12 protein-coding genes are annotated in these 12,180 nt (G+C 71.3%); 4 read left to right on the top strand and 8 right to left on the bottom strand.

Annotated elements, in window-relative coordinates:
* Positions 1-64: 64 nt before the first annotated feature.
* On the top strand, positions 65-682 hold the full coding sequence (locus J5X75_RS17500; protein WP_208468466.1) for a DUF6518 family protein: 618 nt from the start codon (positions 65-67) through the stop codon (positions 680-682).
* A gap of 57 nt (positions 683-739) precedes the next feature.
* Here the strand turns inward: J5X75_RS17500 and J5X75_RS17495 are convergent, their stop codons facing one another.
* The 8 genes from J5X75_RS17495 to J5X75_RS17460 all read right to left on the bottom strand — a co-directional run bounded on the left by J5X75_RS17495 (position 740) and on the right by J5X75_RS17460 (position 9,910).
* Entirely contained in the window at positions 740-1,078 is a 339-nt protein-coding gene (locus J5X75_RS17495) for a hypothetical protein (RefSeq protein WP_208468465.1), read from the bottom strand.
* 122 nt (positions 1,079-1,200) lie between these two features.
* Positions 1,201-2,394 carry an MFS transporter gene (locus tag J5X75_RS17490; protein WP_208468464.1) on the bottom strand — a complete coding sequence of 398 codons (1,194 nt, stop codon included), beginning with the start codon at positions 2,392-2,394 and terminating at the stop codon, positions 1,201-1,203.
* 114 nt (positions 2,395-2,508) lie between these two features.
* Positions 2,509-3,096: a class I SAM-dependent methyltransferase gene (locus J5X75_RS17485; RefSeq protein ID WP_208468463.1), complete on the bottom strand. Its 588-nt coding sequence runs from the start codon at positions 3,094-3,096 to the stop codon at positions 2,509-2,511.
* Positions 3,093-3,413: a carboxymuconolactone decarboxylase family protein gene (locus J5X75_RS17480; RefSeq protein ID WP_208468462.1), complete on the bottom strand. Its 321-nt coding sequence runs from the start codon at positions 3,411-3,413 to the stop codon at positions 3,093-3,095. Before J5X75_RS17480 ends, J5X75_RS17485 begins: the two co-directional genes overlap by 4 nt.
* A complete protein-coding gene (gene narI / locus J5X75_RS17475) occupies positions 3,410-4,213 on the bottom strand; it encodes a respiratory nitrate reductase subunit gamma (RefSeq protein ID WP_208468461.1) in 804 nt (267 codons plus the stop codon). Before narI ends, J5X75_RS17480 begins: the two co-directional genes overlap by 4 nt.
* Positions 4,210-4,821: a nitrate reductase molybdenum cofactor assembly chaperone gene (narJ, locus tag J5X75_RS17470; protein ID WP_208468460.1), complete on the bottom strand. Its 612-nt coding sequence runs from the start codon at positions 4,819-4,821 to the stop codon at positions 4,210-4,212. Before narJ ends, narI begins: the two co-directional genes overlap by 4 nt.
* A complete protein-coding gene (gene narH / locus J5X75_RS17465) occupies positions 4,821-6,320 on the bottom strand; it encodes a nitrate reductase subunit beta (RefSeq protein ID WP_208468459.1) in 1,500 nt (499 codons plus the stop codon). The genes narJ and narH overlap by 1 nt, the downstream gene beginning before the upstream one ends.
* Entirely contained in the window at positions 6,320-9,910 is a 3,591-nt protein-coding gene (locus J5X75_RS17460; RefSeq protein ID WP_208468522.1) for a nitrate reductase subunit alpha, read from the bottom strand. The genes narH and J5X75_RS17460 overlap by 1 nt, the downstream gene beginning before the upstream one ends.
* Before the next feature lie 170 nt (positions 9,911-10,080).
* Here J5X75_RS17460 and J5X75_RS17455 point away from each other — a divergent pair, with 170 nt between their 5' ends.
* From J5X75_RS17455 to J5X75_RS17445, 3 genes are read left to right on the top strand one after another with little or no spacing between them, the layout of a single operon-like run.
* A complete protein-coding gene (locus J5X75_RS17455) occupies positions 10,081-11,031 on the top strand; it encodes a LacI family DNA-binding transcriptional regulator (RefSeq protein WP_208468458.1) in 951 nt (316 codons plus the stop codon).
* Between the two features lie 41 nt (positions 11,032-11,072).
* Positions 11,073-11,669, top strand: a complete 597-nt coding sequence (locus J5X75_RS17450; protein ID WP_208468457.1) for a GNAT family N-acetyltransferase — start codon at positions 11,073-11,075, stop codon at positions 11,667-11,669.
* A 60-nt stretch (positions 11,670-11,729) separates the two neighbouring features.
* Positions 11,730-12,095: a CU044_2847 family protein gene (locus J5X75_RS17445; RefSeq protein WP_208468456.1), complete on the top strand. Its 366-nt coding sequence runs from the start codon at positions 11,730-11,732 to the stop codon at positions 12,093-12,095.
* Positions 12,096-12,180: the final 85 nt, after the last annotated feature.

Here is a 12,180-nt window from a genome sequence, read left to right as displayed (position 1 = left end):
GCTGCTCCGAAATCGTGCTGGAGACAGATCCTCGCCAGGCGCCGGCCCGCCTAGGGTCGGCGCCATGAAGATCAGCCAGGGCGTGGGGACGACGGCTCCGGTCGCGGGTTTCCTCTTGGGATTCCTCGACTTCGTCTGGATCAAGTACGTGCCGTTCCCGTTCGGCGGGCTCGGGAACTCGATCGCCGTCTGGGCCGTGGCCGCGTTCCTGCTCACGTTCCACTCTCGCTGGAGTCTGCCGCGCGCCGTCGCCGGGGCGGTGGTCTTCCTCGTCGTGGCCGTGCCGAGTTACTACGTGGCGGCGGCTCTGATCCAGAACGACGACTGGGCCAACGTCTACTCGTCGTACGCGCTTCTGTGGATGGTGCTCGGCGTGGTCGCCGGTGCCGTGTTCGGCGCGGGCGGCGGCATCGCCCGGACGCCTTCACGCTGGCGGATCCCGGCGCTCGCGCTACCCGCCGCGGTCCTGTTCGCCGAGGCCGTCCTCCAACTGTCGCGTCTCGGCGGTCCCGGCGTCGTGCTCTCGGAGACCCTCGGCTACGTCGCGATCCTGGTGGCGGCGGCGGCCGGGGTCACCCTCGTCGTCGCGCCGGCCTGGCGGGTACGCGCGCAGGTCCTGGCGTGCGCGGTGCCGCTGACCGCGGCCGGAGGCGTGCTGCTCGTCGCGAGCGGATTCCGCTGACCGACAGCGCGGCGGTCCATGAAACCCCGTAAACCACGTCGCCGCGGCCCGCTCTCCTTACCAGCCAGTGAACGCGGCGGGCGCCACCGCCCAGGTGTAGAGGGTGCTTCCCAGGTAGATCAGGGTGACGACGACACCGAGGGCGCCCTCCTTGAAGAATGTGTCCCGGTGCAGCGGGTCGGTCGCCCGCCGTGCCCGGGCGAGGGTCCACACGTTGTGGGCGAATCCGACGGCCGGGACGATCAGACATCCCCAGGCGAAGAGGGTGAGCTGAAGCCGTCCGGTGATCACCATCGTCGCGAGGAGCATCAGCGTCAGCAGGTAGCCGCCGGAGATCAGCCGGGTGGCCCGCTCAACGAGAACCCGCCGAGGGCTCACCGTGTCCGTCTGCCCCATCGGGTCCTCCCTCATCCTCCGCATGTGAGGGTGTACCGGCCCGGCAGGCACCCGGTTCGAGCCATCACGAAAACGGCCCGCCACCGCGAGAAGCAGGTGGCGGACCGTCGGGGGTGGGTGTGTCAGGCGGGGATGGGGCGGCGGCCTACGGAGAGGACGTCGAGGAGGAGGGCGGCCAGGGCGACCACGCCGAGCAGGGCCAGGCCGAGGGCGTACGACTGGAAGTGGCCGTAGATGGCGCCCATGAGCAGCGGCGGGATGAATCCGCCCAGGCCGCCGGCGGCGCCGACGATGCCGGTCACCGCGCCGACCTGGCTGGCCGGGGCCAACTGGGCTACCAGGGCGAAGGTGGCGCCGGAGCCGGCGCCCAGGGCGGCGGCCATCGTCAGGAAGGCGATGGTGCCGAGCGGGGCCAGGTCGGGGGTGAAGGCCTGCATGATCGCGCCGGCCACCACCACGCCCAGGGAGACCGCCAGGACGCGGCTGGGGGCGACCCGGTCGGAGAGCCAGCCGCCGACGGGGCGCATCGCGACCGCCAGGAGGACGAAGCCGGCCATCCGGTTCGCGGCGTCGGTCTGGGTGAGGCCGTAGGCGGTCTTCAGGTAGGCGGGCAGGTAGACGGAGAAGGCGACGTATCCGCCGAAGGCGACCGCGTACAGGGCGGAGGCCTGCCAGGTGACGCGGAGGCGCAGGGCCGAGCCGAGGCGGGCGCCCAGGGAGGTGGTGGGGACCGCCCGGTCGGGGGCGTCGCGCAGCACCAGCCAGGAGACGCCGGCGTAGACGGCCAGGACTCCTGCGGTGATGACGAACGGGGTGGCGGTGCCGTTGGCGTCGACCAGCTTGACGGTGGTGAGGGCGCTGATCGCGGTGCCGCCCATGCCGACGCCGAAGACGCCGACCGCGAAGCCGCGGCGCGACGGCGGGAACCAGGCGTTGACGAACGGGACGCCGACCGCGAAGGCGGTGCCGCCGATGCCCAGGAAGAAGCCGCCGACCAGGAGCGAGACGAGGGCGTCGTGGCCGAACAGTCCCAGGTAGAGGACCGGGACGATGGTGGTCAGGGAGATCAGCGGGAACATGATCCGGCCGCCGTAGCGGTCGGTGAGCGCGCCGACCGGGATGCGTCCGACGGAACCGACCACCACCGGTACGGCCACCAGCAGCGCCTGCTGGAAGGGGGTGAGGTCGAGCGCCGCCTGGAACCTGGTGGCGAGGGGGCTGAGCAGCGCCCAGGCCCAGAAGTTGACGGCGAAGCCGATCGTCGCCAGGGCTAGCATCAGTCCTGCCGGGCGAGGGCGGGCCTGGGGTGCGCTCATGATCCAACTCCGTGGTCCGGGGGTTCCGACAGCTCTCAGCCTTCCGGTCGGCAACCGCCGCGGACAGGGACCTTGGACCCGTTCGGAGTAGGCCCTGCTCCCCGGGCCGGTGGGTCAGCGCAGCACGGCGACCAGGAAGTCGGAGTCGGGGCCGAAGGGCCGGAGGTCCCAGGTTCCGAGCAGCAGGTCGGGGGTGAGGCCGGCGGTGGCCGCGTCGGTGAGGAACTCGTCGAACTCGTAGCCGCGCCCGGCCCCGAAGCCGATCACGGCCCGGCCGCCGTCGGCCAGGTGGGCGGCGAAGCGGCGCAGGATCTCGACCCGGGTGGACGGGCCGGCGAAGGTCATCACGTTGCCGGCGCAGACGATCACGTCGTACCGGTCGGGGAGGTCGAGTTCGCTGAGGTCGCCGACCTGCCAGTGGGGGCCGGGATGCTGCGCCCGCGCCTCGGCGATGAGTTCCGGGTCGAGGTCGACGCCGGTGACGTCGTGGCCGGACGCGGCGAGGTGGCCGCCGACCCGGCCGGTGCCGCAGCCGGCGTCCAGGATCCGGGCGCCGCGCGGGACCATGGCGTCGATCATGCGGGCTTCGCCGGCCAGGTCGTCGCCGCGGGCCGCCATCGCCCGGAACCGGTCGATGTACCACCGGGAGTGGCCCGGGTTCTCCGCGATCTTCTGCAGCCAGAGGTTGTCGGTGCTGGTCATGGTGCGGTGGCTACCTCTTCTATCCAGCCGAGGGCGGCGATCGCGGCCGGGAAGCCGCAGGTGGTGACGGCGGCAAGCGCGACGGCGCGGACCTCGTCGAGGCTCGCGCCGTGCTTCAGTGCCTTGCGAACGTTGGAGCGTACCGCGCCCTCGGCCTCGGCGCCGACCGCGATGGCCAGCTTGATCAACCGATCGGTACGGCCGTCGAACGGGTTGCGTTCCCGGATGGTGCGGGCCAGGTGGCCCTGCGCCTCGGCCACCTCCGGGAACCGTTCGAGGAACTGCTGGTAGATGCCGGGCAGGTAGTCGTCGCTCATGCTTTCACGGTAGGACGATCGGGCTGATCGGAAGGCTGAACGGCGGGCCGGACGGACGGCTGGGCGGATGGGCGGGCGGCGGAGACGGTCCGGACCGCGGACGGGGCGGGCTGCGGCGCGGGGGCGGGCCCACGGCGGCCGCGGTAGACGACGTAGGGCCGCCACAGGTAGGCGAGCGGCGCCGACCACACGTGCACGAGCCGGGTGAACGGCCACATCGCCAGGAACAGGAATCCGCCGATGGCGTGCAGCTGGAACACCAACGGCGCGCCGGTCATCAGTGACGGGTCGGGCTGGAGGTGGAAGATCTGCCGGAACCAGACGGCCAGCGTCTCCCGGTAGTCGTAGCCCTCACCGAACAGGTTGATCACGACGGTGCCGCTCATCCCGAGCACGACCATGGCGGCGAGCGCGGCGTACAGCACCTTGTCCATGGTCGTGGTGACCCGCCGGATGCGGCCGCTGACGAACCGCCGGGCGATCAGCAGCGTCAGGCCGGCGACCAGCATGACGCCGGTGACGACGCCGCCGGTGACCGACACGAGGTGGTAGACGTGCTCGGAGACGCCGAGGGCGTGGGTCCACGAGGCCGGGACGAGCAGGCCCATCGCGTGGCCGGCGATCACCCCGAAGGCGCCCAGGTGGAACAGCGGCGAGCCGAGCCGCAGCAGCCGGTTCTCCAGGATCTGGCTGGTGTGGGTGGTCCAGCCGAACTGGTCGTGCCGCCACCGCCAGATGTGCCCGCCGACGAACATGCCGACGCACACATAGGGGACGACGATCCAGACGAACGTGCTCATCGGCACACCTCCGCGTAGGGAGCGAGGTTGGGACCGCGGCCCACCGTGTCGAGACCGACGGTCTCGACCGGCGGGCCGTCGAAGGCCAGGGCGGTGAGGGCTTCCCGGTCCGCGTCGGTGAGCTGCGGCAACAGCTCGCAGACGACATCCAGGATCGATGCGTACGGCGTACGCGTCTCGTGCAGTGCGGCTCGCAGCAGTTCGATGCCCTGCCGGTGCTGGCGCAGCGGGGCCTCGCCGTCGCCGGGCCCGGCCGTGGCCGCGAATTCGAGCACGATCGGCAGCAGGTCGGGCAGTTCCCCGTCGGCGAGCCGCAGCCCGTGGGCGCGGTAGCGCTGTTTGAGCATGAGCAAAGCCATGCCCCGTTTGCGGGTGTCGCCGTGCAGGTAGTAGGTGAGGTAGAGCCCGGAGCGGCGGCGCAGGTCGAACGTCTGCACGTAGTGCCGCTGCACCTCGATCGGGCTGGTGGCGAGCAGCCAGTCGACGAAGTTCGCCAGGCCGTCGACGCCGGCCGCGGCGGCGCGCAGTTCGTCACCGGCCGCGAGCAGTTCCTCGTCGGGGTAGGTGAGCAGCAGCGACGCGAGCTGGAAGATCCGTGAGCGGTCCATCACTGCCCCCGACGGGTGCTGAGGATGACCGGCACCGGGCCGCCGCCCATGCCGGGGCCGCCGTCGCCGTCGAGCGAGCAGCCGCCCAGGTCCTCGAGGGCGGCGGCGGTCTTGGCGTGGGCGGCCGGGATGACGTACCGCTCGTCGTATTTGGCGATGGCGAGCAGCCGGTACATGGCCTCCACCTGGTCGGCGGTCATGCCGATGCCGTCCAGCAGTTCCCGCGCCACGGTGCCGTCAAGGGTGCGGGCCCGCATGTAGGCGCGCATGGCGGCCAGTTTCATCAGCACTCCCCCGGCCACCGCGGTGTCGCCGGCGGTGAACAGCGACGCCAGGTAGGCGACGGGGATCCGCAGGTCGTCGATGGTGTGGAAGATGTCGTCGGCGTCGGTGTCGTCGCGGCCGGCGGCGCCCGCGGCGTCCAGCACCGGCGAGAGCGGCGGCACATACCAGACCATCGGCAGGGTGCGGTATTCCGGGTGCAGCGGCAGGGCGATCCGGTATTCGCTGATCAGTTTCCAGACCGGGGAGGCCATGGCCGCCTCGATCCACTCCTCGGGGTGGCCGGCGTCGCGGGCGGCCTGCTGCACGGCCGGGTCGAAGGGGTCCAGGAAGACGCCGCGCTGGGCGTCCAGCAGCTCCTCGTCGGGCACGGTCGCCGCGGCGAGGACGGCGTCCTCGTCGTACCAGAGAATGCCGAGGTAGCGGAGGCGGCCGACGCAGGTCTCCGAGCAGATGGTGGGCTGACCGGCCTCGATGCGCGGGAAGCAGAAGGTGCACTTCTCGGCCTTGCCGGTGGCGTGGTTGACGTAGACCTTCTTGTACGGGCACGCCGACACGCACATCCGCCAGCCCCGGCAGCGGTCCTGGTCGACCAGGACGATGCCGTCCTCCTCGCGCTTGTACATGGCGCCGGACGGGCAGGCCGACACGCACGCCGGGTTGAGGCAGTGCTCGCAGATCCGCGGCAGGTGGAACATGAAGGTCTTCTCGAACTCGAACTTGACCTTGTCGGCCAGGCCGCGCAGGTTCGGGTCCTGGTCCATGGTGTCGCCGCCGAGGGAGTCCTCCCAGTTGGCGCCCCACTCGATCGACATGGGTTCGCCGGTCAGCTTCGAGTACGGCTTCTTGACCGGGGTGTCGGTGAGCCCGCCCGGCGCGCTGACCAGGATGTCCTTGTCGAAGGTGGCCGGCTCGTAATAGTCGTCGATGGCCGGCAGGTCCGGGTTGGCGAAGATCCGGCTCAGCCGTTTGGCCCGGCCGCCGGAGCGCAGAACCAGACGGCCCTTGCCGTCGAGTTTCCAGCCGCCCTTCCAGCGTTCCTGGTCCTCGTAGTGCTTGGGGTAGCCGATGCCCGGCTTGGTCTCGACGTTGTTGAACCAGACGTACTCGGTGCCCTCCCGGTTGGTCCACGTCTGCTTGCACGTGACCGAGCAGGTGTGGCAGCCGATGCACTTGTCCAGGTTCATCACCATGGCGACCTGTGCTCTGATGCGCATCAGTACTCCACCTCCTGCGTGCGGCGGCGGATCACGGTGATCTCGTCGCGCTGGCTGCCGATCGGGCCGTAGTAGTTGAAGGCGTAGGTGAGCTGGGCGTGCCCGCCGGCCAGGTGGGTGGGCTTGACCAGCAGCCGGGTCATCGAGTTGTGGTAGCCGCCGCGCCGGCCGGACTTCTCGGCCTTGGGGACGTTCACCGTGCGCTCGGGCGAGTGGTACTGGAAGACGGTGCCCTCGGGCATCCGGTGGCTGACCACGGCACGGGCCACGACGACGCCGTTGCGGTTGTGGGCCTCGATCCACTCGTTGTCGCGTACCCCGATCTTCTGGGCGTCCTGGACGCTCATCCAGATGACCGGGCCGCCGCGGGAGAGCGCGAGCATCAACTCGTTGTCGTGGTACATCGAGTGGATCGACCACTTGGCGTGCGGGGTCAGGAACCGGACGGTCACTCCCCCGTCCACGGCGTCGCCGGGTTTGCCGAAGTGGCGGGCCATGTTCAGCGGCGGCCGGAAGGCGGGCAGCTGCTCGCCCAGTTCGGCGACCCAGTCGTGTTCGACGAAGAAGTGCTGGCGGCCGGTGATGGTGTGCCACGGCTTGAGCCGCTCGACGTTGATGGTGAACGGCGAGTAGCGGCGGCCGCCCTTCTCCGAGCCGGACCACTCCGGGCTGGTGAAGACCGGCTGCGGCGCCTCCTGGGTCTCGGAGTAGGTGACCCGGTCGTTCTCGTGGCCCTCGATCAGGTCGGTGAACCGCTGCCCGGTGCGCTTCTCCAGTTCCTGGAAGCCGGCGTACGCGACCCGGCCGTTGGTGGTGCCGGAGAAGGAGAGGATCGCCTCGCACATCCGGTCGGCGGTGGCCAGCGACGGCCGCCCGTCGATCACCCCGTTCTGGTGCTTGAGGTAGTCGACCTCGGGTTTCACGTCGACCGTGATCGCCTTCGTGGTGGTGCCGAGCTTCTCCATGAGCGGGCCGACCGTACGCATCTTCTGTCCGATGAGGGTGTAGTCGCGCTCGATCTCGATGAGCTTCGGCATGGTCTTTCCGGGGACCGGGTCGCACTCGCCGAACTTCCAGTCGCGGACCCGGCCGCTGGGCATGGCCAGCTCGTCGGGGGTGTCGTGCTGCAACGGCGCCGCGAGGACGTCGGTGCGCACGCCGAGGTGGGTCACGGCCAGCTCACTGACCTTGTCGGCCAGGGCCAGGAACGCGTCGTAGTCGGTGTGCGCGTCGGCGGGCGGGTCGACGGCCGGGCTGAACGCGTGCACGAACGGGTGCATGTCGGTGGTGGAGATGTCGTGCTTCTCGTACCAGGTGGCGGCCGGCAGGACCACGTCGGCGTGCAGGCCGGTGTTGGTCATCCGGAAGTCGATCGCGGTGAGCAGGTCGAGTTTGCCGACCGGGGCCTCGTCACGCCACCTCACGTCGCGGGGCCGGTTCTCCGGGTCGCACTCGGTCGCCGTCTCCAGGGAGGAGACGCCGAGCAGGTGGCGCATGAAGTACTCGTTGCCCTTGCCGGACGATCCGAGCAGGTTGGCCCGCCACAGGGTCAGGCAACGGGGGAAGTTCGCCGGGTCGTCCGGGTCCTCGGCGACCGTGCCCAGAGTGCCGTTCTCCAGGTTCCGGAGCACGTAGTCCTGGACGGTCTCCCCCGCCGCCGCGGCCTGATCGGTCAGGTCGAGCGGGTTCCGGTTGAAGAACGGGTGCCCCGGGCTCCATCCCATCCGCTGCGCGGCGGCCACCGTGTCGGCGAACGCCATCCCGGCGAACCGCCCGGTGCCCAGCGGGGACGCCAGCTCGCCGGCCGGGACCCGCTCGTAGCGCCACTGGTCGGTGTGCAGGTACCAGAACGGGGTGGACGCCTGGTGCCGCATCGGCCGCTGCCAGTCGAAGGCGAAGCTCATGTGCTGCTGGCCGGTGACCGGGCGGGCCTTCTCCTGGCCGACGTAGTGTGCCCAGCCGCCGCCGTTGACGCCCTGGCAGCCGGTGAGCGTGACCAGGGAGATGAAGGCGCGGTAGGTCATGTCGGAGTGGAACCACTGGTTGGCGCCGGCCCCGAGGACGATCATCGACCGGCCGCGGCTGCGCTCGGCGTTGCGGGCGAACTCCCGGCCGATCTTGATGGCGAGCCGGGCCGGGACCCCGGTGATCCTCTCCTGCCAGGCCGGGGTGTTCGGGCTGTCGGCGTCGTCGTAGCCGGCCGGCCACTCGCCGGGCAGGTCGCCGCGACGGACCCCGTACTGGGCCATGACCAGGTCGAACACGGTGGTGACCAGATGTTCCCCGACTCGCCGGACCGGGACGCCGCGGCGGATCGTGGAGCCGCCCTCGGTGTCGCCGACGTCGAAACGGGCCAGTTCGACCTCGACCGCCTCGTCGCCGCCGGCGCTCAGGGCCGGGACGACGTCGCCGAGATCCAGGTTCCAGCGGCCCGGCTCGGCGTACCGGAAGCCCAGCGAGCCGTTCGGGACGACCAGCTCACCGGTGTTCTCGTCGATCAGGACCGTCTTGTGTTCCCCGTCGTCGAAGCCGAGATCCGCGGCGGTCAGGAAACGGTCGGCCTTACCGTCCACGATCGTCACCAGGAACGGCAGATCGGTGAAACTACGGACGTAGTCGGTGAAGTAGTCCACCTGCCGGTCGCGGAAGAACTCGGTCAGGACCACGTGGCCCATCGCCATGGCCAGCGCGCCGTCGGTGCCCGGGTGCGGCGCCAGCCAGTCGTCGGCGAACTTCACGTTGTCGGCGTAGTCCGGCGACACCGCCACGACCTTGGTGCCCTTGTAGCGGGCCTCGGCCAGGAAGTGCGCGTCCGGCGTACGGGTGACCGGGATGTTGGAACCCCACATCATCAGGTAGGTGGCGTTCCACCAGTCGCCGGCCTCCGGCACGTCGGTCTGGTCGCCCCAGATCTGCGGCGAGGCGATCGGCAGGTCGGCGTACCAGTCGTAGAAGCTCAGCAGGGTGCCGCCGAGCAGCGCGTGATAGCGGGTGCCGGCCGCGAACGACGCCATCGACATGGCCGGGATCGGCGAGAACCCGACCACCCGGTCCGGCCCGAACGTCTTCACCGTGTAGACGTGCGCGGCCGCCATCAGCTCGATCGCCTCGTCCCAGGACGCCCGCACGAAACCGCCGCGCCCCCGCTGGCTCTTGTAGGCCATCGCCTTCAGCGGCGTCTCCACGATCTCGGCCCACGCGGCCACCGGGTCACCCAGCCGCTGCCGCGCCTCCCGGAACATCTCGGCCAGAACACCACGGAGGTACGGGTGACGCACACGCGACGGCGAGTACTCGTACCAGGAGAAGGAGGCCCCACGAGGGCAGCCGCGCGGCTCGTAGTCGGGCGCGTCCGGCCCCGTCGTCGGATAGTCGGTGGCCTGGTGCTCCCAGGTGATCAGCCCGTCCTTGACGAACACGTTCCACGAGCAGGAGCCGGTGCAGTTGACGCCGTGGGTGGAGCGCACCACCTTGTCGTAGCGCCACCGGTCGCGGTAGAATGCGTCCCACTCGTTGCCGTCGACCTGGTGCAGCGTGCGCCCGTGGTCACCGATCGTCTCTCGGGTCAGGAAGCGTCGCGCGCCCAGCAGGGGGCCGGTCCCGGGGTCCAGTGACACGATCTTCGTCCTTCGGCCGTGATGGTGGCCGGGCGATCACCCGGCACGCCCCAACCCTGTCGAAACGTGAGGCCCTCCGCCTGAGCCTCCGGTCCCGGAAGGCCCGGGACCAAAGTCCCGGGCCTTCCGTGTTCAATGGCGGGATGACGCGCCCCGATCTCGCCGAGGTGGCCCGCCGCGCCGGGGTGTCGGCCGCGACCGCCTCCCGGGTGCTGTCCGGCCGCGGGCCCGCCTCCACGGCCAGCCGGGACGCGGTGCGCCGGGCCGCCGCCGAACTCGGGTACGTGCCGCATCCGGTGGCCCGCCGCCTGGCCCGGGGCGCCGGCACCCGGATCCTGTTCGCCGTCCGGGACCGCCGGGCCGGCATCCTGCACGACCCGTACGTCGCCCGGGCGGCCGCCGCGATGGCCGCCGCCGTCGATCCCGACGGGCTCGGCGTCAGCCTGCGCCGGCTGCCGCTGGCCGCGACCACCGCGCTGGAGGCCGTCGCCGCCGACCGCAGCGTCGCCGCCGTGGTGCTCGCCGGCCACGACCGGGGCCTGCTCGACCACCTGCCGGCCGGGTTGCGCGGCCGGACCGCGGCCATCGGCGCCGGCGGCACGGACGTGGACAGCGCCGCCGGGATCGGCGCCCTGCTGCGCCACCTGCACGACACCGGGCGGCGGCGGATCGCCCTGGTCAGCGGGCCGCGGTGGCTGGCCGCGTCCGGGGCGCCGCTGCGCGCCTACACCGAGCTGACCCGGGCCGCCGGGCTGCCGTCACGGGTGGTCACCGGGGACTTCACCGCCGAACGGGGCCGGGCCGCCGCGGCCACGGTGCTGCGCCGCTGGCCGGACACCGACGCGATCGCCACGGTCAGCGACGCCACCGCCCTCGGGGTGTTGCAGGGGCTGGCCGCGGCCGGGATCCGGGTGCCGCAGGACGTCGCGGTCACCGGGTTCGACGACATTCCGCTCGCGTCCGCGTACCCCGGATTGTCGACCGCCACCCACCCGGTCGAGCCGATCGCCCAGGCCGCGGCCCGCGCGGCTCTCGGCGCCCCCGCGCCGCGGCGTCTCTTCCCCAGCCGCCCGGTCCTGCGCGCCACCACCTGACCCTTGCGGTGAAAGCGTTTCCACCGGTTAGCGTCGGCGGCGTGCCAGAGATCCGCCCCTACCGGCCCGGCGACCGCCGCGCCCTCTACGACATCTGCGTCCGCACCGCCGACGCGGGCGGCGACGCCCGCGGCCACTACGCGACCGACGACCTGATGGGCGACCTGTTCGCCGGCCCCTACGCCCACCTGGAACCGCACCTGGCCTTCGTCGTCGACGACGGCGGGGAGGCGGTCGGCTACGTGGTCGGCACGTCGGACACCGCCCGGTTCGCGCAACGCTACCGGGACGAGTGGATCCCGCTGCTCGGCGACCGCTACCCGGTGCCGCCGCCCCCGCCGCGCACCCCCGACCAGGACATGCACTGGCTGCACCACCACCCGGAGCGGATGCTGGTGGCCGGCCTCGACGGCTTTCCCGCCCACCTGCACATCGACCTGCTGCCGCCCTATCAGGGCCGCGGGCTCGGCCGCCGTCTGATCGACACCTTCACCGGTACGGTCGGCGCGCCCGGCGTCCACGTCGGCATGGTGACCGCCAACACGAAGGCGCGCGGCTTCTACGACCGGCTCGGCTTCACCGTGCTCCCGGTCCCCGATCCCGGCCCGCTCACCTATCTAGGACTGTCCATCCCGTAGTTCGCGCGATAACGTGGTCCGACCGTTCCATGGCGATCACTGTGTGTCACGCGAGGCATGATGAGTAGACCTGTCCAGATCCAGTTGCCGACCGGCGAGATCGTCTGGGCCCGGCTCGACACCGCGGGCTCCGGGCCGTCCGACGTGTCCTCGGTCAACAAGGTGCTTCAGGTCGATGTGGACGAGTTCCGCAACACGATCCGGGGTGTGTCGCACAGCCTGCGCGCCGCCATCGACGACCTGGTGCCGGATCAGGTGCAGATCGAATTCGGCCTCGAACTGGCCGTGAAGACCGGCAAGATCACCAGCATGCTGGCCGAGGCGGGCGGCAAGGCCACCGTCAAGGTGGCTCTCAGCTGGTCCGGCAAGGCCCCCGCCGAGGCCGTCGTCACTCCCCTGCCGACGGCCGACGACGAGGACGCCTGAGCCTTGACGTCCGCCCGGGCCGAATCGCGGGACGTCCGCCGGTAAGCCCTGTGTCGTTGGCGAAACGAGCCTTCACCGAACAGGT

It is taken from the genome of Actinoplanes flavus (assembly GCF_017592555.1).
In the GTDB taxonomy this organism is placed as follows: domain Bacteria; phylum Actinomycetota; class Actinomycetes; order Mycobacteriales; family Micromonosporaceae; genus Actinoplanes; species Actinoplanes flavus.
The sequence above is the reverse complement of the archived record's forward strand: the minus strand, read 5'-3'. Positions and strand labels throughout refer to the sequence as shown.

Bases quoted from the DNA above. Each gene is read 5' to 3' on its own strand.
- J5X75_RS17500 (WP_208468466.1), top strand. From the start codon at position 65: ATGAAGATCAGCCAGGGCGTGGGGACGACGGCTCCGGTCGCGGGTTTC.
- J5X75_RS17495 (WP_208468465.1), bottom strand. From the start codon at position 1,078: ATGGGGCAGACGGACACGGTGAGCCCTCGGCGGGTTCTCGTTGAGCGG.
- J5X75_RS17490 (WP_208468464.1), bottom strand. From the start codon at position 2,394: ATGAGCGCACCCCAGGCCCGCCCTCGCCCGGCAGGACTGATGCTAGCC.
- J5X75_RS17485 (WP_208468463.1), bottom strand. From the start codon at position 3,096: ATGACCAGCACCGACAACCTCTGGCTGCAGAAGATCGCGGAGAACCCG.
- J5X75_RS17480 (WP_208468462.1), bottom strand. From the start codon at position 3,413: ATGAGCGACGACTACCTGCCCGGCATCTACCAGCAGTTCCTCGAACGG.
- narI (WP_208468461.1), bottom strand. From the start codon at position 4,213: ATGAGCACGTTCGTCTGGATCGTCGTCCCCTATGTGTGCGTCGGCATG.
- narJ (WP_208468460.1), bottom strand. From the start codon at position 4,821: ATGGACCGCTCACGGATCTTCCAGCTCGCGTCGCTGCTGCTCACCTAC.
- narH (WP_208468459.1), bottom strand. From the start codon at position 6,320: ATGCGCATCAGAGCACAGGTCGCCATGGTGATGAACCTGGACAAGTGC.
- J5X75_RS17455 (WP_208468458.1), top strand. From the start codon at position 10,081: ATGACGCGCCCCGATCTCGCCGAGGTGGCCCGCCGCGCCGGGGTGTCG.
- J5X75_RS17445 (WP_208468456.1), top strand. From the start codon at position 11,730: ATGAGTAGACCTGTCCAGATCCAGTTGCCGACCGGCGAGATCGTCTGG.